20 protein-coding genes are annotated in these 22,375 nt (G+C 58.0%); 13 read left to right on the forward strand and 7 right to left on the reverse strand.

From position 1 onward, the window contains the following. Positions 1 to 298: 298 nt before the first annotated feature. Genes ACIK7D_RS23595 through ACIK7D_RS23610 form a run of 4 tightly spaced genes read right to left on the reverse strand, consistent with a single transcriptional unit; the run spans position 299 to position 4,153 of the window. Positions 299 to 1,774, reverse strand: coding sequence for an NAD-dependent succinate-semialdehyde dehydrogenase (locus tag ACIK7D_RS23595; protein WP_400157697.1), 1,476 nt, complete (start codon positions 1,772 to 1,774; stop codon positions 299 to 301). Positions 1,775 to 1,779: 5 nt separating this feature from the next. Further along, positions 1,780 to 3,060 carry a 4-aminobutyrate--2-oxoglutarate transaminase gene (locus ACIK7D_RS23600; RefSeq protein WP_400157551.1) on the reverse strand — a complete coding sequence of 427 codons (1,281 nt, stop codon included), beginning with the start codon at positions 3,058 to 3,060 and terminating at the stop codon, positions 1,780 to 1,782. A gap of 54 nt (positions 3,061 to 3,114) precedes the next feature. Then, complete coding sequence (locus ACIK7D_RS23605; RefSeq protein WP_400157552.1) at positions 3,115 to 3,519, reverse strand: YybH family protein; 405 nt, start codon at positions 3,517 to 3,519, stop codon at positions 3,115 to 3,117. A 7-nt stretch (positions 3,520 to 3,526) separates the two neighbouring features. Further along, on the reverse strand, positions 3,527 to 4,153 hold the full coding sequence (locus tag ACIK7D_RS23610) for a TetR/AcrR family transcriptional regulator (RefSeq protein WP_400157553.1): 627 nt from the start codon (positions 4,151 to 4,153) through the stop codon (positions 3,527 to 3,529). A 128-nt stretch (positions 4,154 to 4,281) separates the two neighbouring features. Here ACIK7D_RS23610 and ACIK7D_RS23615 point away from each other — a divergent pair, with 128 nt between their 5' ends. The 8 genes from ACIK7D_RS23615 (at position 4,282) to speB (ending at position 11,930) form a co-directional block, all read left to right on the forward strand. Beyond that, the gene (locus tag ACIK7D_RS23615) at positions 4,282 to 5,361 is read left to right on the forward strand and encodes a spermidine/putrescine ABC transporter substrate-binding protein (protein WP_400157554.1); all 1,080 of its coding nucleotides are present in this window, start codon (positions 4,282 to 4,284) and stop codon (positions 5,359 to 5,361) included. A gap of 108 nt (positions 5,362 to 5,469) precedes the next feature. Continuing rightward, positions 5,470 to 6,336, forward strand: a complete 867-nt coding sequence (locus tag ACIK7D_RS23620) for an ABC transporter permease (RefSeq protein WP_400157555.1) — start codon at positions 5,470 to 5,472, stop codon at positions 6,334 to 6,336. A 2-nt stretch (positions 6,337 to 6,338) separates the two neighbouring features. After that, positions 6,339 to 7,127: an ABC transporter permease gene (locus ACIK7D_RS23625; RefSeq protein ID WP_400157556.1), complete on the forward strand. Its 789-nt coding sequence runs from the start codon at positions 6,339 to 6,341 to the stop codon at positions 7,125 to 7,127. Continuing rightward, on the forward strand, positions 7,124 to 8,209 hold the full coding sequence (locus ACIK7D_RS23630; protein WP_400157557.1) for an ABC transporter ATP-binding protein: 1,086 nt from the start codon (positions 7,124 to 7,126) through the stop codon (positions 8,207 to 8,209). Before ACIK7D_RS23625 ends, ACIK7D_RS23630 begins: the two co-directional genes overlap by 4 nt. Positions 8,210 to 8,214: 5 nt before the next feature. Further along, the gene (locus ACIK7D_RS23635) at positions 8,215 to 9,009 is read left to right on the forward strand and encodes an MBL fold metallo-hydrolase (RefSeq protein WP_400157558.1); all 795 of its coding nucleotides are present in this window, start codon (positions 8,215 to 8,217) and stop codon (positions 9,007 to 9,009) included. Next, positions 8,966 to 10,399 (forward strand): aldehyde dehydrogenase family protein, encoded by a 1,434-nt coding sequence (locus ACIK7D_RS23640; RefSeq protein WP_400157559.1) that lies wholly within the window; start codon positions 8,966 to 8,968, stop codon positions 10,397 to 10,399. The genes ACIK7D_RS23635 and ACIK7D_RS23640 overlap by 44 nt, the downstream gene beginning before the upstream one ends. Positions 10,400 to 10,547: 148 nt before the next feature. Beyond that, complete coding sequence (locus ACIK7D_RS23645; protein WP_400157560.1) at positions 10,548 to 10,940, forward strand: cupin domain-containing protein; 393 nt, start codon at positions 10,548 to 10,550, stop codon at positions 10,938 to 10,940. 36 nt (positions 10,941 to 10,976) lie between these two features. Beyond that, on the forward strand, positions 10,977 to 11,930 hold the full coding sequence (gene speB, locus ACIK7D_RS23650; RefSeq protein ID WP_400157561.1) for an agmatinase: 954 nt from the start codon (positions 10,977 to 10,979) through the stop codon (positions 11,928 to 11,930). Positions 11,931 to 12,508: 578 nt separating this feature from the next. Here speB and ACIK7D_RS23655 read toward each other — a convergent pair. Beyond that, positions 12,509 to 13,480 (reverse strand): hypothetical protein, encoded by a 972-nt coding sequence (locus ACIK7D_RS23655; RefSeq protein WP_400157562.1) that lies wholly within the window; start codon positions 13,478 to 13,480, stop codon positions 12,509 to 12,511. A gap of 187 nt (positions 13,481 to 13,667) precedes the next feature. On the opposite strand from ACIK7D_RS23655, the gene ACIK7D_RS23660 reads away from it, so the two are divergent. Next, positions 13,668 to 14,600, forward strand: coding sequence for a LysR family transcriptional regulator (locus ACIK7D_RS23660; RefSeq protein WP_400157563.1), 933 nt, complete (start codon positions 13,668 to 13,670; stop codon positions 14,598 to 14,600). Positions 14,601 to 14,628: 28 nt separating this feature from the next. Here ACIK7D_RS23660 and ACIK7D_RS23665 read toward each other — a convergent pair whose 3' ends face one another. Both ACIK7D_RS23665 and ACIK7D_RS23670 read right to left on the reverse strand, forming a co-directional pair. Then, positions 14,629 to 16,689 carry a glycosyl hydrolase 115 family protein gene (locus tag ACIK7D_RS23665; protein WP_400157564.1) on the reverse strand — a complete coding sequence of 687 codons (2,061 nt, stop codon included), beginning with the start codon at positions 16,687 to 16,689 and terminating at the stop codon, positions 14,629 to 14,631. An 85-nt stretch (positions 16,690 to 16,774) separates the two neighbouring features. Beyond that, positions 16,775 to 17,590 (reverse strand): FadR/GntR family transcriptional regulator, encoded by an 816-nt coding sequence (locus ACIK7D_RS23670; RefSeq protein ID WP_400157565.1) that lies wholly within the window; start codon positions 17,588 to 17,590, stop codon positions 16,775 to 16,777. 260 nt (positions 17,591 to 17,850) lie between these two features. Between ACIK7D_RS23670 and ACIK7D_RS23675 the strand changes: the two genes are divergently transcribed. Genes ACIK7D_RS23675 through ACIK7D_RS23690 form a run of 4 tightly spaced genes read left to right on the forward strand, consistent with a single transcriptional unit; the run spans position 17,851 to position 22,322 of the window. Then, the gene (locus ACIK7D_RS23675) at positions 17,851 to 19,119 is read left to right on the forward strand and encodes an ABC transporter substrate-binding protein (protein ID WP_400157566.1); all 1,269 of its coding nucleotides are present in this window, start codon (positions 17,851 to 17,853) and stop codon (positions 19,117 to 19,119) included. A gap of 21 nt (positions 19,120 to 19,140) precedes the next feature. Beyond that, positions 19,141 to 20,139, forward strand: coding sequence for a sugar ABC transporter permease (locus ACIK7D_RS23680; RefSeq protein ID WP_279772798.1), 999 nt, complete (start codon positions 19,141 to 19,143; stop codon positions 20,137 to 20,139). Next, the gene (locus ACIK7D_RS23685; protein WP_400157567.1) at positions 20,132 to 21,217 is read left to right on the forward strand and encodes a carbohydrate ABC transporter permease; all 1,086 of its coding nucleotides are present in this window, start codon (positions 20,132 to 20,134) and stop codon (positions 21,215 to 21,217) included. Before ACIK7D_RS23680 ends, ACIK7D_RS23685 begins: the two co-directional genes overlap by 8 nt. 7 nt (positions 21,218 to 21,224) lie before the next feature. Continuing rightward, a complete protein-coding gene (locus ACIK7D_RS23690) occupies positions 21,225 to 22,322 on the forward strand; it encodes an ABC transporter ATP-binding protein (protein ID WP_400157568.1) in 1,098 nt (365 codons plus the stop codon). Positions 22,323 to 22,375 lie beyond the last annotated feature (53 nt).

The following is a 22,375-nucleotide window of genomic DNA, read 5'->3' on the forward strand; positions in this document are numbered from 1 at the left end:
TCCTTCCGGAAACCGTGAATCACATATCAATGCAAATTAATAGGTCCTGAGCCTAGGTCAAAGCACGGGCAAAGCTACCCGAAGTTCAACAGTGCTGGATTCTCCGCTTTCCACACGCGCCAGACAATCTGGATGCGCCAACCGGCACTAAACAGGCCAACAGTTTAAGCCTCGCAGATATGTGGGAGGCTCTGGCTTTCGCCTTCCTCCCCTCCGCATTCGCAAGACAGTGACCACTTCCCGAGGAGTTTGCCGCCAGCTATCACCTCCGTGATACGCACAACAACCGCATCGCCGATCAAACGCTCAAGCAGAGATATTTGATCTCGATATAGTCCTCGATGCCGTATTTCGAGCCTTCGCGCCCTTGGCCCGATTGTTTGATCCCGCCGAAAGGTGCCACTTCGGTGGAGATCAGACCGGTATTGATGCCGACCATGCCGTATTCCAGCGCTTCTGCCACACGGAAGATCTTCGAAATATCCTTGGAGTAGAAGTATGAGGCTAGGCCGAACTCGGTGTTGTTGGCCATTTCGATAACGTCTTCCTCGGTCTCGAACTTAAACAGCGGCGCCACCGGACCAAAAGTTTCCTCGCGCGCCACCTTCATGTTGGTGGTGACGCCGGTGAGGATCGTGGGCTGGAAGAACAGGCCACCCTTTTCGTGAGGTTTGCCGCCGACGGCCACTTTGGCACCCTTTTCGAGTGCGTCGGCAACGTGTTCCTCGACCTTTTCAACCGCCTTTTCGGTGATCAGCGGGCCAGCGTTCACGCCGGCTTCGAAGCCGTCGCCCACCTTCATCGCGCCGACCTTGGCGGCGAGTTTTTTGGCAAAGGCGTCATAGACGCCGGACTGGACATAGAGGCGGTTGGCGCAGACGCAGGTCTGCCCATTGTTGCGATATTTCGACACCATCGCGCCCTCGACGGCCGCATCGAGATCGGCATCGTCGAAGACAATGAAGGGCGCATTGCCTCCGAGTTCGAGGCCGAGCTTCATGATCTGCTCGGCGCCTTGACGCATCAAGATTTTGCCGACGCCGGTGGAGCCGGTGAAGGTCAGCTTGCGGACCTTTTCGTTTTCCGTGAATTCCTTGCCGATCGACGGCGAGTCCTTGGACGTGACGACGTTGAAGACGCCTGCCGGCAGGCCAGCTTGCTCGGCCAACAGTGCCAGCGACAGCGCCGACAAAGGCGTTTCGGCCGCAGGCTTCGAGATCATGGCGCAGCCTGCGGCTACCGCCGGCGCGAACTTGCGGGCCAACATCGCGGTCGGGAAGTTCCACGGCGTGATCGCCGCGACCACGCCCACCGGCTGCTTGATCACGATGATGCGCTTGTCCGGCTGATGGCCCGGAATGGTGTCGCCATAGACGCGTTTTGCCTCTTCGCCGAACCATTCGACATAAGAGGCGCCATAGAGGATTTCGCCCTTGGCTTCCGCCAGAGGCTTGCCCATTTCCATGGTCAGAATAACCGCAAGATCGTCGGCATTTGTGACCATCAGATCGTAGAGCTTGCGCAGCACGGCTGCGCGCTCCTTGCCGGTCTTCTTGGCCCAGGCGTTCTGTGCCTTGTAGGCGGCGTCGATGGCCCGCGCGGTTTCCGCACGGTTCATGTCCGGCAGCGTCGCGATGACCTCGCCGGTTGACGGATTGGTGACATCGAAGGTCTTGCCGGAATCGCTCCCGGCGACCCATTCCCCGGCGATCAGCGCCTTGTCGGTAACGAGTGAAGGATCCTTGAGCTTGGAGATAAGCGCGTCCGAAATCATGGTTCTCAAGCCTCTTTTGCGCATTCGCGCAGCGAATCTTCGAGGATGTCGAGTGCCTCGGCAAAAACATCGTCCTGAATGGTGATCGGGGCTAGGAAGCGGATGACATTGCCATACACGCCACAGGTGAGCAGGATAAGGCCCTTTTCGAGCGCCTTGGCCCGCACTTTGTTGGTGAAATCAGCATTCGGGTTCTTGCTGCCGGGAATGTTGAATTCCACCGCATTCATGAAGCCGGGGCCGCGGATATCAGCGATCTGCGGCACGGCGTCGATCAGCGACTGCAGCCGCTGCTTAAGGCGATTGCCGAGCAGGACGGCGCGCTCGTTCAAATCTTCCTCTTCGATAACGTCGAGGACGGCATTGCCGGCGGCAATACCGATCGGGTTACCGCCATAGGTTCCACCGAGGCCACCCGGTCCCGGTGCATCCATCACCTCGGCACGACCGGTGACTGCGGCAATCGGGAAGCCGCCGCCGAGGCCCTTGGCCATGGTGGTAATATCGACGTTCACGCCATAGTGTTCCATAGCGAAGAGCTTGCCAGTACGAGCAAAGCCAGTCTGCACTTCGTCAGCGATCAGCAGGATGCCGTGCCTGTCGGCAAGCTCGCGCAGTTTGACCATAAAGGCCGTCGGCACCTCGTAAAAACCGCCCTCGCCTTGTACGGGTTCGATGATGAAGGCCGCAACACGGTTCGGATCGACATCGGCCTTGAAAAGTTTATCGAGGATCGAAAGCGAATCTTCGATCGTTGTGCCATGCAGCTCGACCGGGAACGGAACGTGGAACACATCCGGCATCATCGCACCGAAGCCGGCCTTGTAGGGCATAACTTTGCCAGTCAACGTCATGCCCATGAAGGTGCGGCCGTGGAAAGCGCCGGTAAAGGCGATGATCGCGGAGCGATTGGTTGCAGCTCGGGCGATCTTCACGGCATTCTCAACCGCTTCGGCACCGGTCGTTACAAAGATCGTCTTCTTCTTGAAATCCCCCGGCACGGCATTGTTAAGCCGCTCGGCGAGGCGGACATAATTCTCGTAGGGAACGACCTGATGGCAGGTATGGGTGAAATGATCAATCTGGTCCTTGACGGCAGCGATGACCTTGGGATGGCGATGGCCTGTATTAACCACGGCAATGCCTGCGGCGAAGTCGATGTAACGTCGTCCCTCGACATCCCATATTTCCGCATTTTCGGCTCTGTCGGCGTAAATTTGCGTCGTGACACCGACTCCGCGCGAAATCGCATCTGATCTGCGTGAGGAAATTTCTGCGTTCAACATGGAACTGTCCTTCTCAGTGATGTGTGGAGATCTTGTCCCAACCGACCTGCTCTTTCAGGGGAGGTCAGGAGGGATTGCTGAAAGATGTTCATGGATCGCCAGCCAGCAACCGGCTGCATTACGTAAGAAGACGATGGTTTCACGCTCGCTGTTCGTCATCGTCTCGCCGCCAATGGTAAGATCCGTCTCGACGGCATGCGTGAAGATCGCGACATTGCCGGCAAACTGGACCCGGCGATCCGTCGACCGGCAGGCGAGCACGCGAAAGCCGTCGCGCTCTTCCCAGAGCGCCCATTCCGCCTCGTAGGCTGCGCGGTCGTTCAGCCGGCGGTCGAGATTGTAGAAGAGGAACGTCGCTTCCGGCGCAAAGGCATCGAAATAGGCATCGCGGTCATGCCGGGAGAAGGCGCCGACCAGCGCATCGGCGGCGGCGAGGACAGCGGTTTCCTGTTCGGTCATGGATATCTCAGACAATCTTGATGGTGCTGATGAGTGCGGCGATCGGTTCGTGCTGTGCGTTGACGCGGCTCTTCAGATCCTCGAGCGACATCGTGTCCACACGGCAGAACTCCGTGAACATCGTGTTGAGATTGTTGAAGAACACTTCGCCCATCGCCTGTGCGTCGATGCCGGCAAGCACTATGCCGCGCGCTTGCAGCGTCTGGACGAGCTGAACGACCTGCGCGCAGAGCTGGCCGTCGAGTTCGGTATAGCGCCGGGAAAGCGGCGTTTCCGGCTGTTGAATGGAGATGGCCATCGCTGTGCGCCACATCTCCTTGGAAAGATAGAATAGCGAGTGGTCGTAATATTGCTGGATCAGCGCGCGCAGCGCCTCGGAGACGTTGAGCGGAGGGTTGGCGATGATACGCAAGCCTGCTTCCAGCACTTCCGTCACTTCCATCGCGACGGTGGCGACGAGAATATCGCCCTTGTTCTGGTAGTAGTTGTAGAGCGTACCGACGGAGACCTCCGCCATCTCGGCGATATCCTCGATACGGGCGCTGTCATAGCCCTGCTCACGGAACAGCGTCGTCGCGGCTTCGAGGATGCGGCGAATCTTGTCCGCCTTCTGTTTCGCCCGCAATCCAGCCATCAGAGTCTCCGTTGTAATTGCCTCAAAATTGATATTGACTTAAAAAATGAATTCATTCAATCTTTTTTCTCAAGGTGCCGGAACGAGCGCCATTACCGAGGCCACGTGCCTTCAAGCCGGAGGGAAAGATGATGAAGAAAACCGTTTCTGGCGGGCCTGCCCGCCGCATGCTGCTTGCGACCGCCGCCGCTCTTGCCCTGACGCCCGCCGCCGCAAGCGCACAGGATGAGCTGAACGCGCTCGTGTGGTGCGACCATACCGATCCGGCGCTCGTCGAGCCGTTCGAAAAAGCCAATAACGTCAAGGTGAACTTGAAGGAATATGCCGGAACCGGCGCGGCGATATCGATCATCGAGCAGTCTCGCCCTGGCGACTGGGATGTGCTGGTCATCGACGCCGTCGACGTGCCGCGCGCCATCGACATGGACATTCTCGGCGAAATGCCGGCCGACAAGCTGCCCCTGAACGATATCTTCCCGGAATTGCGCATGCCCGAGACGACCACCAGGGATGGGAAGATTTATGCCATCGCTGAAAAGTTCGGTTACAATACGATCGCATTCAACAAATCGAAGGTCGACCCATCCGATATGGACGATCTGTCGGTGATGTGGTCGGATAAATACAAGGGCCGCATTGCACTCTATGACTACTATCTTCCATTGGTTGGATTGACCGGTGTGGCCCTCGGAAAGAAGACAGCCGATCTGACGAAGGACGACCTTCCCGAGATCAAAGAGAAGCTCTTCGAAATGAAGAAGGTGGCAAATCAGGTCAGTGATATCGTTGCCGCACAGACCGCTCTTGCCACCGGCGAGGTGGATATACTGGTGGGCGGCGGCGAGTTCACGACAGCCAAACTGTCCACCGAAAACCCGAACTTCGACTGGACGATCCCGAAGCAGGGCGCGCTGCGCTGGGCGCAGTCGATCGGCGTCTTCAAGGACTCGAAAAAGCAGGATCTCGCGCTGAAATTTGTGCAGTACATCGTCAGCCCCGAGGGACAGGCACGGCTTGCGACCTCCTCTTGCTATTGGGCGATGCCGGCCAACGCCAAGGCGGGCGGGCATCTGACCGACCAGCAAAAGACCGCGCTGCGCTGGGACCAGCAACCCGAATACCTTAAAAACTCGCAGCTCTACCCCGTCGTGGATGCCGGCATGGATGCGGCGATGCAGGACATCTGGACGGAAACGCTTCAGAAGTAAGCGTTTTACGGCATATCTCCCGCTGCGCCGGGAGGTATGCCGGTCATTTCCCGTCTCAAAGGCTGCCATGCGACCCACGCCGACAGGCTGCAGCGCAAGAGGAGTGTCATGCCGATGCCGAATGTCTTCGAACGTGCGGAGCGCCGCAAGGCCTGGGCCTTTGCCCTGCCCGCGCTGCTCTGGACGGGATTCTTCTTCCTCGTGCCGTTCGCCTATATGGCGGCGATCAGCTTCTGGACGCGGCAGGGGCGCGAAATCGTCGCGACCTGGACGCTCGACAATTACGTCGCCTTCTTCGATAAGGCGTATTTCTTCAAGGGTCTCGTCGTCTCGCTGGAGATCACAGCGACCGTGACGATCATCTCCATCCTGCTCGCCTATCCGCTCGCCTGGATCATCGCCGAACGCGTGCCGAAGAAATGGCAGCGTTTTGCCCTCATCATGGCGCTCCTGCCCTTCTGGACCTCCTATGTGGTGCGCTCCTATTCCTGGCTGCTCGTGCTGTCCAAGGGCGGTGTCGTCAACCAGGCATTGCTGTGGCTTGGCGTGATCGCCGAACCGCTGGAGCTCTCGGCCAACCGAACCGGTACGGTGATCGGCTTCGTGCATTTCTTCGTCATGCTACTGACGCTGACGATCTACGCCAATCTCATCCAGCTGTCGCCGAACTACCGGCGCGCCGCAGCCGACCTGGGAGCGAACGCCTTTCAGATCTTCTGGTCCGTCGTGCTGCCGTTGACGCTGCCCGGCATCATGGTCGGGGCGTTTCTCACCTTCGTGCTGTGCATCGGCGATTACATCACGCCTCAGATCCTTGGCGGCAACAACGAACTCGTGTTGCCGCAGGTCATCATGCTGCAGCTCGGCAGGCGCGCGGATTTCCCGATGGCAGCGGCCCTTTCCCTGGTGCTGATGGTCATCGTCACGTTCGCCTATGTCGTCTGCGCGCGCTGGCTCAAGATGGAAAGGACCTGACCATGCGCCACCTTTCCACCGCGCTTGCAGTGCTTTACGCCGGCCTCGTCTATCTCTTCATCTTCCTGCCTGTCGTCGTGCTGGTGCTGTTTTCCTTTCAGGACGGCACGCTGCCGGTGCCGCCGCTGAACGGCCTGACCTTGCGCTGGTACGAGGCGATCCTTGCCGACGGCAAGCTGATGGCCGCGCTCGGCAATTCGCTCGTCGTCGCGTCGATCTCCTCGGCGGTCGCCTGCCTGCTCGGCTTCCTCGCGGCCTATGCCTTCGCGCGCTACACGCTGCCGGCCTCCGGCTTCCTGCGCGGCCTCATCGTCGCGCCCATGACGGTGAGCACGCTGATCATCGGGCTCGGCCTGCTCTCCATGCTCAATGTTACCGGCATGAGGCTGTCACTCCTCACAGTCGGCATCGGCCATGTGGTGATCAACCTGCCGCTTTGCTTTGCCATCATCTATGCCTCCATGGGCGGGCATCAGGTGAATATCGAGCGGGCGGCGCGCGATCTTGGCGCGAAGGACTGGCAGGTCATGCTGCTCGTTACCGCGCCCATGCTGCTGCCGTCGATCCTCGCCGCCTTCTTTCTCTCCGTCACCTTCAGCTGGGACGAGTTCATCGTCGCCTTCCTGCTGTCGCGTTTCGACGTGACGCTGCCCGTCGAGATCTGGAGCATGCTGCGCTCCGGGCTCAATCCCAAGACCAACGCCATCGGCAGCGTCGTCTTCATCATCTCCATCGCGCTCCTCGTCGTCATGGAACTCATCGTCTTCCGCAAAACTGGGAAAGCCTCATGACCGCCGACGTTTCCATCCACAGCGCCAGCAAGGTCTTCGGCACGTTCCGGGCGCTGGACAACGTGTCGCTCGATATCGCCGCCGGCGAGTTCATCGTGCTGCTCGGTCCCTCGGGCTGCGGCAAGACCACGTTGCTCTCCATCCTTGGCGGCTTCATCGAACCGAGCGCGGGAACGATTTCGATCGGTGGCCGCGACATGACGCATATCTCGCCGGCCAAACGCCCGACGACGACGATGTTTCAGGATTATGCCCTGTTCCCGCATATGTGCCTGCGCGATAATGTCGGCTTCGGCCTCAGGATGCGCGGCATGGGCAAGGCCGCGCGTTTCGAGAAGGCCTTCTCCTATCTTGACCTCGTCGGCCTCGAGGCATCGTCGGCCAAGAAGCCGCACGAGCTGTCCGGCGGCCAGCGGCAGCGCGTGGCGCTCGCCCGGGCGCTGGCCGTCGATCCGCATGTGCTTTTGCTCGACGAACCGCTCGGCGCGCTGGACCTCAAGCTGCGGCGGCAGATGCAGGACGAATTGAAGGCAATCCAGAAGCGTGTCGGCACGACCTTCGTGCATGTCACGCACGATCAGGAGGAAGCGATGGCGATTGCCGACCGCATCGTCGTGATGAACAAGGGGCGTATCGAGGATGTCGGCACGCCGGCATCGATCTATATGCGCCCGCGCTCGCTGTTTTCCGCCGGCTTCATGGGCGAGGTCAATTTCCTGCCGGCCAAGATGCGCGGCATGTCTGGCAATGAGGCGCAGGTGGAAACCGCGCTCGGCCGCGTCACCCTTCCCGCCTCCGCCTTCGTCTCCGGCCTGCCCTTGGCCGGGAAAGACGTCACGCTCTGCATTCGTCCGGAGCATTTCCGCAGCGCGCATGCGGATGCGCCGACGGTGTCGCTCGGTCGCGGGCGCATTAACGGCAGCGCCTTCTTCGGCACGCATCACCGCTGCCATGTCGCGGCGGGTGATACGGTGCTGACTGCGCATCTTCCCCAGACGGACAATCCTGAAGTCGGCGCCGAGCTTGACCTTCGACTGAAGGCGGACAGCATCGTCGCGCTTGAGGACGGAACGGGAGTGTAAGGTCCATGCAGCGCATCCGCCCGCAGGATTGGTACAGCGTTCGCCGCCTCGATGAAGGCGTGACGGCGATCTGCGAGCCTTATATCCAGGAGTTCTACCGCTGTAACATCTGGCACATCCGCGGGCGCGACCACGACATGCTGGTGGACAGCGGCATGGGCGTCGTATCGCTCCGGCAATGGGTGCCGCTTGTGACGGAGCGCGGCCTGATCGCGGTCGCAAGCCACACCCACTTCGACCATATCGGCTGCCATCATGAATTCGAATGCCGCGCCGTGCATTCGGCCGAGGCCGACCTGCTCGCCGATCCGACGCGGCAAAACACGCTGGCCGATCCCTATGTCACCGACGGCATCTTCGATGCGCTGCCGCCCGAACCCTATTGCTCGACATGCTACGCGGTCAAAAAGGCGCCCGCGACGCGCATCATCGAAGACGGCGATGTGATCGATCTCGGCGATCGCGTTTTCGAAGTCGTCCACACGCCCGGCCATTCTCCTGGCGGCATCGCGCTCTACGAAAAAGCGACGGGAATCCTGTTTTCCGGCGACATCCTCTACGATGGTCCGCTGATCGAGGATACCTATCATTCGAACGCCGACGACTATCTTGCTTCGATGGAGCGCCTTTTGAAAATTCCCGCCCGCATCGTGCATGGCGGCCATTTTCCAAGCTTCAGCGGCGAACGCTACCGCCAATTGATCACCGATTGGCTCATCGAGAAACAGAAGACGATTGACGGGAAGGAAAAGACGCATGCTCGACAAACGCAAATTCTACATCGACGGCCAGTGGGTTGATCCGCTGAAGCCCAACGATCTCGAAGTCCTCAACCCGGCGACGGAAAAGCCGATCGCGGTGATTTCCATGGGAACGGCCGCCGATATCGACCGCGCCGTCGCCGCCGCCAGGAAGGCGTTTGCGAGCTATAGCCGCACCAGCGTCGAAGAACGGCTGGCGCTGCTTGAAAAGCTGCTCACCATCTACAAGCGCCGTTATGATGAAATGGCTCGGACGATCACGATGGAGCTCGGCGCGCCGATCACCATGAGCACCGAGCAGCAAGCCGATGTCGGCATCGGCCATCTCCAGGGGTTCATCGATGCCCTGAAGCGCGCGCATCTGCGCGAAGTCCTGCCGAACGGCGACGTGCTACTGCGCGAACCGATCGGTGTCTGCGGCCTGATCACGCCCTGGAACTGGCCGATTAACCAGATCGCGCTGAAGGTCGTCCCGGCGCTGGCGACGGGCTCGACCTGTGTTCTGAAACCGTCGGAATTCACGCCGCTCAACGCGCTACTCTATGCGGAAATGGTGCATGAGGCCGGCTTCCCCGCCGGCACGTTCAATCTGGTCAACGGCGATGGCCAGAACGCCGGTGCCGCTCTTTCGAAACACAAGGACGTCGACATGATGTCTTTCACCGGCTCCACCCGCGCCGGCATCGCCGTCAGCAAGGATGCGGCCGACACGGTCAAGCGTGTGACGCTCGAACTTGGCGGCAAGTCACCAACCATCGTCTTCGCCGACGCAGATCTCGATGACCGCGTGTCCGGCTCGATATCGGAGTGCTTCAACAATTCTGGCCAGTCTTGCGATGCGCCAACCCGAATGCTCGTGGAGCGCTCCGTTTATGACAAGGTGCTGGAAATCGCGGAGCGCGTCGGTAAGCAAGCCGCGGTCGGCAATCCGGAAGAGCAGGGTGCTCATATCGGACCCCTTGTCTCACATATTCAGTTCAGCCGGGTACAGGCGCTGATCGAGGCGGGTGTGGCGGAAGGAGCGCGGCTTCTTATTGGCGGCCCCGGCAAGCCCCAAGGGTTCGAAACGGGCTATTTCGTCAAACCGACCATCTTCGCTGACGTCGACAACTCTATGCACATCGCCCGCGAGGAGGTGTTCGGACCAGTGCTTGTGATCATCCCATTCGACACGGAAAAGGAAGCGATCGCTATTGCAAACGATACGCCCTATGGCCTTGCCGCCTATGTCCAAACCGGCAATCCGGAGCGGGCGGAGCGGGTCGCTGCACGCCTTCGCGCCGGCATGGTGCACATCAACGGCGGACCTCACCGCTACGGCAGCCCTTTCGGCGGTTACAAGCAGTCCGGCAACGGCCGCGAGGGTGGCATCTTCGGCCTCGAGGATTTCCTGGAGGTGAAGACGATTCATCGTCCAGATGCGGCGTAGCGCGACAAACGGATCGGCTTTGGGTTTTTCCCGCGCAGGTGAAAACTCCAAGACGCTGCAGAAACGAGGTCCGCCTTGCGAAAAAACAGCAAGAGGATCTTCTGAGACACCGAATACTAGGCAACAAACACACTTTACGAGGTGGAAAATGAGCAATCACGCTGAGGCGAAGGTAAGCACGACAACCGGCATTTCAGCTATCAAAAGAATCGGCCCGGATGACGCAAGTAGGTTCGTCCCGCCATTAAGTGACTATACAACTGCTTCGGCGGGTTGGAGCGAGGCCGAATACCGGTGCCTGGAAATTCCCAGCGCTAACGTCATCGTCGGTTATTGGGAGGGAGAGGTCGGCAGCATTTCGTTCGAACAATGGCCCTATACCGAGGTTTGCTCAATTTTAACCGGGAAGGTGGGCTTAAGGGACAGAGTTGGAGCAGTTGTTGAATTTGGAGCGGGCGAAGGTTTTGTCGTTCCGAAGGATTGGTCAGGCGAATGGCTGACACTCGAAAAGTCGACCAAGTTCTTCATCGCAATTCAGTGATAGTCGCGGCCTTCAATCTGTAGAAAAGTGATCAAAATGAGCTCTTCCGGTTTCAATCAACCTCTTGGCGGCAACGATATGCCGCGTTTCGGCGGACCCGCCACCATGATGCGCTTGCCCGCGCAGCCGACGACGGAGGGTCTCGATGTCTGCTTCGTCGGCATCCCCATGGACATTGGCACATCGAACCGACCAGGCACGCGTTTCGGACCACGGCAGATTCGCGCGGAATCGTGCATGATCCGCCCCTACAACATGGCGACCCGCGCGGCGCCCTTCGATAGCCTGCAGGTGGCTGACATAGGTGACGTAGCCATCGACACGTTCAACCTGCCGAAATGCGTTGACATCATCACCGACTCCTATCGCGAGATCATCAAGAACGGTTGCAAGCCGCTGACACTCGGCGGCGACCACACGCTAAGTTACCCGATCCTGCGCGCCATGGCCGAAAAATACGGCCCTGTCGGCCTCATACACGTCGATGCTCATGCGGACATCAATGAACATATGTTCGGCGAACCCATCGCCCACGGCACGCCCTTTCGCCGGGCTGTCGAAGCCGGCGTCCTGGACACGAAACGTTGCGTCCAGATCGGCGTGCGGGGAACTGGCTACGCCGCCGACGATTTTGACTGGCCGCGCGAACAAGGTTTCCGCGTCGTACAGGTGGAAGAGTGCTGGCACAAATCGTTGACACCGTTGATGGAAGAAGTCCGCGCGCAGATGGGCGATCAACCGGTCTACCTTTCCTTCGATATCGACAGCCTCGACCCGTCGATCGCCCCCGGCACCGGCACGCCGGAGATCGCCGGACTTGATACGATCCAGGCGTTGGAAATCATCCGCGGCTGCTGGGGCCTTAATCTCATTGGTTGCGATCTTGTTGAGGTTTCTCCACCCTATGACCCCTCTGGCAACACAGCAATAACGGCAGCAAACCTCTTGTTTGAAATGCTTTGCGTTCTTCCGGGGGTCGAAAGACGTTAGGTTTCGACGCCGGCGTTCAGCACCAGTCGGTTGGTCGGGAACGCGACCTCATCAATCACACGGTCCCAGCATCACGCCCGGTGTAGCAGCCAATACACCGGGGGTCTCCCATCTACAAGTCGGCGATTAGTCGGATTTGTCCCCAAGTAAAAGGGCACGGATCGCATGCTTCGAGTTCGTCGAACTCTATCCGCTCGCAGACAATGACGGCATTTCAGTGCTGACTGTGTCTCTAGCGTCCAAGCACACGGGGCGATAGCAGGCAAGCGGTTTCATCGTCACCCTGCCTTCCTTGCTTCAGGCGTAGGCCCCTTTCTCTTCTGTCTACGCGGTAGGTGCACATGGCAGTAACGTCAACTAGCTTAAAGGCCGATGAGGTGGCGGGATAATCCCAAACGGCTTATTCCAGATAGCGTCCCCAGCCGGGCATGCTTTTCTCGATCTTCGCAAACAGTCAATTTCACAGGACGTCATATGATGGAATAATAACGGGTACGCTTCGATAAATATGTCAATAAAAGCTGCTGGTATACTGGCGAATGTCGACCTCTCGAGCTAAGCATTAATGCCCGAACATTTCACAGCCACGTTAACCCCTCCGGAAATGATGCCCCGTCAGATGCGAATCCGGGAACCAAAAGATAGGCCGGAAACATTCCGGCATCTGTGTCCGTGATGCGCCACCCACGTTGTCGTCGCAAATCCATATCAGCACGGGACGGACGCGCCCTATGTTCTCGCTCCAAAAAAAGTTGAGCTAGTGTTTGCCTGACGTGAAGAGCGTCGATGCTCGGTCGCGCGCATTCTCTGGTGTGAGCGATATGGTCATTGATTTGTGTCATCGTCCGCGAGGGCTTACAAAACATTTCGTAAAGAAATGATCTCGATTCGTTTACTGAGGGTATTTCCTTACCCTTTGTTCGCGGCCCCTGCTCGCAAATTGCGGGGCCTCTTAGAGGTTGCATCGATGCGTTTTCTGAGTGAAACGCCGCTGCTACCGGTTGCAGTTGTGCGATGTCGGCATTTTTAGGGAGATTTCGGCTAGGAATTGGTGATAAAAACAACCTCTTGTGAAGGGCGATCAAGCTGCCGGTGTCGCGAAGCTCTGATGGCCCTCGTGAAGAATCTCCTTCTACCCCGGAATCAGATGACAGAGGGATGGCAGCGATGTTTGCCCTCATTCCGGCAAGGAAGCTTGCATTGCATGCTAATAGTACGGCGTCCAGAACGGCTCGGTCGATCAGATCGCATGCACGAAAATGGATCCGCGTCGGCCTATCAGTGCACTTCGCCCGCACATGATGCTCATAGGCCGTTCCCCATGACTTGAAACACGCATACTTCGCCGCGAGATCCTGGAGACAGCGTAAAAACATGTGTTGCGTCGCTTCAGGCGATCGCCCAACTTCGATAACATCGGCCGCTCGCCCCGTTGCGATGCGGCCGCCCGAAACCTCGATGTTTACAAATGCGAACACCTCGTCACCGGTGCAGTCCGCAGGTCGGATTCCAAAACCAATCTCCAGAACGCGAAGCCGTGGTGCGGCCATGGCAAAACCCTCCCGTCGCCGCGGCTGAAGGGCTGCGGTCGTACAACTGGCAAAACTTGGTGCTGCCTGCCGCGATCCCCGGTTTTGGCTCCCTCGCGGTCGGCGGAGTGGGTTATAACACTTGCGCTGACATCGGAGAAATACGAAATATCGTACCTATTATAGATTCCATCTATGTGAGGCGATTATGGACAAGGTATTGGTACAATTTCTGGCGGTCGCCGAAGAAGGCAGCATCAGCGGCGCAGCGACATCGCTTCTGGTCACTCAACCCACCCTGACGTTCAACCTCAAGAAACTCGAGCAGACGCTGGGAGTCGCGCTTTTTGAGCGTTCGTCGAGGGGCGTTACGCTCACCCGGTACGGCGAGACGCTCTATGAACATGTCTCGATCATGCGCCGTCTTTACGACAACGCCCTGGATTCCATTGAGCGCCAACGGCTGCAAATAGAAGATGGGCTGAGCATCGGTTCCGGCTACTCATGGTGGACGCTGTTTCTTAAGGAAATAGTTCTGGAACACGGGAAGCGACACCCGAACGCTCCGGTCAACGTCACCCTTGGCAACACGCTGCGATGTATGGACCAGTTGCTTGCTGGGGATATCTCGCTCTTTATCGGCCACAGGATCGATGATCTAGTCCAAGGCGTCCGCGCTGATTTTCTGATGCTCGGAATGATCCGCGACGGCTTTTTCGTACGTGAAGCGCATCCGCTGCTGGAAGCTGCGCGCACGCTACAAGAGGTCTCAAAATACCCATCCACGCTTGCGTTCCCTCCTGAAGCCCGGCAACAGCGTCTGCTGCTTGAGCCGGAACACGGTGACCGCGGACGTCGGCAGCCCGAATATGTCGGTCGGGCTTTTACGTCCAATTCGCTGGACGCGTGTCTACAGTACGTTTCGGCGACGGATGCCGTTCTGCGGCATACCAATCTGATGGCTCCGACATTCTCAACCAAGGGCTTGCGCATGGTATCGATGCTTCCTGGCGAGCAACCACAGTCGCGACCGGTCGGAATTTACGTCTTGCCGGAGCGCCGCATCGACAAGCGTGTCTCGGAACTGATCGCACTGATTCAGGCCCGTGCTGCCCCGATTCTCGACATCGACGCCGGCTAGAGCTCCGCATTGCCTGATGATTTTCTTTTTACATTCCAAAACGGACCAGCAGCCGCTTGGCCAGGTCGTCGTCCGACGGCGGATTCCTGTGGGTGTTTTCGAGATAGATTTTCTTTTCGCTCTCGGGCATCAGATATTCCTTGTGCCACAGGAAATAGTCCGGATTGTCACCGAACATCCTGATGTGCCGGCGAAGTGCTTCGAGCGAATAGAGGGTGCTTTTCACATTGGTCAGCCAATCCGCTCTGAAGAAGTTCTTCCATCTTCCATGTTCCGCGTCCGCCATCGCCTCCAGGGATTCCCGGTAGGCCCACAGCGACTGAGAGGCGCGCACAAAAGCCTCAGGATAGCGTTTTTCACGAAAGGCCACGATACTGTCGCACAGGAGGAGCAATCCGCTGGCCCCCGAATGATGTAGTCTCGCCTGGAAATGAACGAGGTCTCGGAAAAACACCGCCTCTGTGGGATCCATGGTATTGGCGACGACAGAGCTTGCATCCGTGAGATCGGCAAAACGGTTTGATGCCGAAGCGCACTTGTCCGCGAACCAGTGGACCTGCTTGTCGAAGGTGACTTCTCCGGTCGCCCAAATCAGATCAGACGCACATGTATTCGTTTCTCCACGCATGAGATGGCCTACAAGAGAGCGGGCTGGATGATGATAGAATTCGTCACCTGCCATGTCATCTTCATACGGGCCATACTGAATAGCGTCCGAGATTAGCCGACGGAGACACTCCGCCGCTCCGACAGGCGATGAGCTGAAATAGCGTTTTGTGAAACCATCAAATGCTCCGTGCTCAGGAAAGTCCTCGCTTCCCCACATTTTGGCAATCAGATCCAATGTGTAGATGTGCGGTCGCACGTTCCCGCAGTTGACGAGCAGCACTTCGTCAGCCCCTGCATCGAAGGCGGTTTTCAACTCCTCTGACAAAAGGTTCGTCGCGACCGGCAGCATGACTAGGTGGTTCGACGCCTGAAGATCGTGGAATGTCGCATGGTAGTAGAGGCCATGGGGTCCTTCGTCTGAAGAAAGTGGCAAGGATGGCACGCGCAGGCTGTGGTTACCCTGACGCCTGGACACCATTCGACCATAGCCATTATCCGACCAGATTTTGGTTACGTTAGGAGGAAACCGGATATGTCCTTCCCTGTAAAGCTCGGTGATCTCACCGTAGAGGTATGTGATGCAGGCTGGGTTTTCGACCAGTTCATGCAGAAGGTCGTATTGTCTTTGGATCGCCCGGCTGATCAGTTCCCCCCGTTTCTCTGAGGTATCGTAGGAGGGGTCTTGCTCCCAGAAGGGGCAATCTCCCTGGCCGCGGAAGCCGAGTGACCAGACCACGTTGTCGCTCTTCTGACGCAGGATCGCTTCACGCCACAGCTCTTCGAAGAGCTCCGGATTGCGGTCGTAACTTGCGTCGAGGTTGGGATGCACGCGGAAGAACATTTCCGAGCCGAGCGGCTCGGCGTGATGGTGGGTGATGTATAACCCCATTTCCGAAGCCAATTGCCAATGAATACCGGTCCGAGGGAGATCGGTGCCCGGTATGACGAGGTTCCCGCCCAGCCGCAGCAGCGTTTCAAAGACAGGTTCCCATACCTCCGCTGGAGGTGGATAGATATCGGTCCATCCGATCAGGCAGACCTCGTCATTGACAAACCAACCTCGGAATCGCACCCGCGGTTGCGGGGAGACAAAATCGATCGCGGGAACCACTATCTCATGCTGACGCCGCGGTTCGCGGTCCGCCCAAAACCAGAATGGATCCACCCCAAACATATGCCCGGAGAGATGGTAGAGGCCATAAATCACCCCGAGGTCGTCTGCGCCACGCAAGGTGAGTGTCGTGCGACCGCTTCTCTCCTCGAACGTTATCTCGAATGACTCGGGTCGAAGTGCTTGGCCCGCGGGGGCGAAATCGATAATCACCGCTGCTTCTTGGCTGTCTCCTGTCCGTATTTCGACCCCGAAGACCTTGGCGAAGTCTCTGGCGAAAACGCTCAGCGCCTTCTTGACAGGGGTTGTCTGTCGCATCGGAAGTGAGAACACGGTCTCGGCCGTGAGAAAAAGGTGACCCAGGGTCATTCAAACGCTCCAAAATTGACGCACGACATTGAGCGAAGCCCGCTCGAGACGAACCGATCACGCTCAGCTATGCGACATTTGTCTGTTACCGGTTGTTCTCGGATTTCCGTGCGTCCTCAGCGAAACGCTGCCGTTCGAAATGATCGTTTCGAGCGGACGAGGCATTGTCCGGGCTGTCGGCATCATCTGCCGCCTCGAATTCATTGCGCACATTGCGGAAATACCGGGCGACAGCCTTATAGGAAGCCGTCGGCTGGCGCATGCGCAAGGCAAGCAGGATCGCATGATGATCCCCCACCCACATCGACTGGAAGTCGGAGATCGAAACGCGCCGCCACATGGCGTGGATGAGCGCTGAATTATCCCACTCAGTACGCACCTGGCTTATCATAGACAACAACAGGGGGTTTCCTGCCATGCGCCCAATCGTGAAATGGAAAAGACGATCGACGTCCTGCAAATCATAAATGTCCGCCAAGCCTGTCTGCATTTTTGTCAGGCAATCATCCAAAATGGCAAGATCATAAGCGTTCGTCCGTTCCGCAGCTAACAGGGTGGCGTTTGTTTCCACCGCAAACCGCGCGTCAATAAGTTCGCCAATGCCGGCAACCGCATCGGACACACCACGTAAGGCAGGTGCCGGGAGTTCGTTCTGGGGAAGAATGATGATGCCAGCGCGCCCCCGAACCTCCACAAGCCCGCGCACCTCTAGCGCGATAACGGCTTCGCGGATGACTGGCCTGCCAACGCCAAGCATGTCCGCCAAGTCCCGTTCAGTCGGCATTCGCCAATTCGGGTCGGAACGGTGATCCGCTATCATCTGGGTGAGCTTTCGAGCGACGATCATGTACAGGCGCTGCTCTCCCTGAAAATGAGAGCTCTTGTCGACGGGTGCCGTCATCGGCTTTCCTCTTGTTCATCAGGGTCCAAAGTCCTTCAAATGATCGAAGGTTAAAGCACGGTCAACAACCGAAAGCCTTCGAAAATTAAGGCCATTTTAGCGCTTCGTTCTTGGTAAGACCAAACATCAAGTTCTCTATTTTGTCAAGCAAGATAAACCCGAGATTATTGGCGTTGGAAATTATTTTCGAGTGCAGCTTGACAATTCTGGTCTTACCAACGCAATGTTAAACGAAGACAGGATGTGTGGGAGGAGCCGACATGATCAGCAAAAGAAATATAATGAGCGCCGCCGTTTTTGCGTTGCTCGCGAGCACGACGGGAGCAAACGCCGCAGAAATCTCGGTATATTGCCAGAACATTGCCGTGGGCTGCGGCTCGCTGGAGCCGATCGCGAAGGCGTTCGAAAAAGAAAACCCTGGCACGACGGTGAGGCTGGAGGTGGTGAACTACCAGACCATCCTCGAGAGCCTGCCGATCCAGCTTGAATCGGGAAAGGGGCCTGACGCCGCTATCGTCACGGACCTTGGCGGGCTGGCCCGCTACTATCTCGATATGGCGCCGTATGTGGACGCGAACCTCTTGGAGAAAGAGTATGGTTCGCTGCTGGCGTGGCTTCGAGGCGCCGATCCTTCGGGTAAATCGATCAATGGCGTGCCGTTGACGATGACGGTCAACGGCGCTTACGTCAATGCGACCCTTTTCGATCAGGCGGGAATACCGCTGCCGAAGGATGGCGCGACCTGGGAAGACTGGGCGAAAGCGTCGCGCGACGTCGCCAAGGCGACCGGCGTCGATTTCCCGATGGAAATGGATCGCTCCGGGCACCGCTTCTCAAGCCTCGCCATCAGCTATGGAGCCCAACTGGTCGACGACAACGGAAATCCGGTCGTTGACGAAGGTCTGAAAAAGGCAATCGAGCAGTTCGTCGCGTGGCACAAGGATGGCACCATGCCGATGGACCTTTGGGGCGCAGTCGGCGGCGCAACCCATCGTGAACTGTTCTCCGATTTCCTAAATGCGAAGACCGTCTTTTATTTCGGGGGATCCTGGACGATCGGTCAGATGGACCGGGATGTCGGGGGGTTGTTTGACTGGCGCGTGGTCCCGACGCCTTGCGGCCCGTCCTCCTGCACTGCCATGCCGGGCGGCAGCGCGCTTGTGGGGTTCAAATCGTCAGCTCATCCTGAGATCGTCGGCAAGTTCCTGGGCTACGTTGCGAAGCCGGAGAACCTTGCGGCTCTCGTTGTCGCATCCAAGGAGATACCGACGGCGAAGTCGCTGGTTGAGAAAGGAATAAAATACGAGGGCGCTTCCGAGAGAACACAGGCATCGCTCGCGACCTTTACGGCTCAGATCTCCAAAATGGCGCCTGCCGCATATCGTTTCCAGGGATGGCGCTTCCAGCGTGCGATGATGAACGCCATGACCACCCGCGTCAGCCAGGTGCTTAACGATGAGCTCGATGTGGATACGGCCCTCGCCCGCATCAAGCAGGATGTGGAACTGGCCATGAAGGCCGGGAAGTGAATGGCTCGTAGGAGTGAAAATATGACAGCGAAAACTGCGTTTGGTTCGGCGGCCACCATGGTACTCGCGCTGCCCGCGAGGATCGTCGAACCTCTATTCGTGGGCATGCAGAAAGTTCTGGGCATCAAGAAAATGCCCTGGGTATTTCTGCTGCCAAACCTCATCGCATTGATCTTGTTTTCGCTCCTGCCGGTTCTGATCAATGTCTATTATTCGATGACCGGAAGTGATCGACTCTACCTGACCGAACGGCCCTTCGTCGGCAGCGAGAATTTCGACGTTCTGCTTGATTGCCAGAGCTATCTCGATCCTTCAAGCTGCGCGACAGACCTTTTCTGGCGCGCGGTGCGCAACAGTCTGATCTTCGTGCCCATTCAGGTCATTGCGATGGTCGGCGTGTCGATGGCGGCAGCGATCTGCTTGAACCGCAGCCTGCCGGGCCGGGGTTTCTTTCGCAGCGTGTTCTTTTTCCCCGTTATGCTGTCCCCGGTGGTCGTCGCGTTGACCTGGCAATGGATTCTCCAGCGCGAGGGCGCCCTGAATGGGATACTATCTTGGGCCAGCCTTCCGACGGCGAACTGGCTCGCTCAGCCAGATACGGCCTTCTTCTGGTCTGTGTTTGTAACGGTCTGGGCTCACATGGGTTTTTATACGGTTATAATTCTTGCAGGCCTGCAGTCCATCCCACGGGACGTCTATGAAGCTGCCAAGATGGACTCGGCCGGGCATATCAAGACCTTCACTGCGATCACTCTTCCCCTGCTGAAGCCCATCCTTCTCGTCGTTTTCGTGCTTTGCATCATCCGGTCGGTCCAGACCTTCGACGAGCTTTATGTCCTCACCGGCGGAGGCCCAGGATCTGCAACGATGCTGATCGTCCAATACATCTATGAGGTCGGTTTTGCTGTCCAACCCCGCAATTTTGGTCTGGCGGCGTCCGCATCGCTACTGCTCGGGATCGTGCTGTTGATCTTCACCGGTCTTCAGATGGCCCTGTCGAGGAAATCCAACAATGGCTGACATCGGAATGAATTCATTATCTGCACTGACCAACATGTTCAAGGTTCGGCGTGGCAGGAACCGCTTCGACATTACCGACTGGCTGACTTACGGTTTCCTGCTGCTCGGCCTCGTGGTGATGTTCGTACCAATCATCTGGATCGTGCTTTCCTCGTTCAAGAGTCAGACCAATTTGAAGGAGTTCCCGCCTACGGTTCTTCCGTATCAGATTGAGATGGTGACGATTGCCGGCCATCAGGACCCGCTACCGCTCTATGATGTCACGATGCCGGATGGTTCCAAGTCGAGGCTTGCTCAAATCCGGCGGGTCGGCCGCATGGCACAGATGGTGGATCCGAATGTTCCGTCTGCCTCCCCTGTGGCTATCCAGGTCGCCAACGCCGTTCCTGTCAAAAAGGTGCACTTCGCGGTGGAGAATTACTACAACCTCTTGTCGGGGTCGGACAACCGGATCGGTCTCTACGTCTACAACAGCCTGTTCATCACTGTCATCGCTACGCTGATCACTGTGATCATGAACGCCATGGCTGCCTTCGCGCTGTCCAAATACAGGTTCACGGGTCGAAACGTCGCGTTGTTCGCTATCCTCTCCACGTTAATGATTCCGGCGACTGTCGTCCTTGTGCCGGTCTTCCTGATCGTGTCTGAGCTGGGGCTTGTCGGAAACCTCTGGGGTGTCATCCTGCCGACGGTCGCCACTCCCACCGGGGTCTTCCTGCTGCGCCAATACATGCTGACCATTCCCGACGAGCTTCTCGAGGCCGCCAGAATGGACAATGCGAGCGAGTGGCGGATTTTCTGGCGCATCATGCTGCCGCTTTCAACGCCGGCGCTTGCGGTCGTCGCGATCTTCTCGATCCTTTCGCGGTGGAACGACTTCCTGCTGCCGCTCGTGATCCTGAACCGTCGCGAAGTCTACACGCTTCAACTCGCCCTCAACTCATTTCAGACCGAGTTCGAGATCCGCTACGACCTGCTTCTCGCGATGACGACGATGACAGCGCTTCCGCTCGCCTGCGTCTTTATCTTCCTGCAACGCTACATCACCACCGGCATCGCATCGACCGGTATTAAGTGAGTATCCAATGGCCAAACTCCAACTTGAAAATCTGAAGAAGGCGTTCGGACAAGTCGACGTTATTCCCAATGTCAACCTCAAGGTCGAACACGGTGAGTTCGTCGTATTCGTCGGACCCTCGGGATGTGGTAAATCGACCTTGCTGCGCATGATTGCTGGACTTGAAGAGTCCACTTCAGGCGACATTCGCATCGATGGCAAGAGCGTCATCGATACCTCCGCCGCCAAGCGCGGGGTTGCGATGGTCTTCCAGTCCTACGCCCTTTATCCGCATATGAGTGTCCGGCAGAACCTTTCCTTCGGCCTTGAAAATATCGGCATGGCCAAGGAAGAAATTGATCGGCGTGTTCAGGGTGCGGCCCAGATGCTGCAGATCGATGCCATGCTTGATCGGCGTCCCGCTCAGCTTTCGGGCGGTCAGCGGCAGCGCGTCGCAATCGGCCGCGCCATATCCCGCGACCCCAAGATCTTCCTCTTCGACGAACCACTTTCCAACCTCGACGCTGAGCTCCGGGTCCTCATGCGGTTGGAGATTACCAAGCTCCACAAGCGACTCAAGAACACCATGATCTATGTGACCCACGACCAGGTGGAGGCCATGACGATGGCCGACAAAATCGTAGTTCTTAGAAAAGGCGTTATTGAGCAGGTCGGCGCTCCGCTCGACCTCTATAACCGCCCCGCCAATACATTCGTTGCCGGTTTTATCGGCTCACCCCGCATGAACCTGATCGAGGGCAGGATCGAAACCAGAGACCGCGAATCGGTCGTGTTTGCCGTGGGTTCCGATATCAGGCTGACGCTGCCGGGCGACTATCCGCTATCCGTCGGAGACAAAGTTACGCTCGGCGTCCGTCCTGAGGACCTCATTGTTTCTGAGGGCGGCGATTGGCCGATTTCCGTCTCGGTTGCCGAACAGCATGGCGCAAGCAGTTATCTCCACGCTGCCCTTCCAGGAGGAGAGCCTGTCCTCGTTCACGAGCAAGGGCAGAGCGCCGTAGCTGCAGGCGACGTCAGACGCGTCAGTCCCAAGAGCGGCAGCCTTCACCTCTTCGATGCAAAGGGTTTGCGCGTGGATCCCGTCGGGGCCGTCCGCCTACACTAACCGCCCTCAAACTTATGCGCTGCCTCCTGCGACGCATCACAACGATTTTGGGA

Source organism: Agrobacterium sp. P15N1-A (assembly GCF_044626815.1).
Taxonomy (GTDB): domain Bacteria; phylum Pseudomonadota; class Alphaproteobacteria; order Rhizobiales; family Rhizobiaceae; genus Agrobacterium; species Agrobacterium leguminum.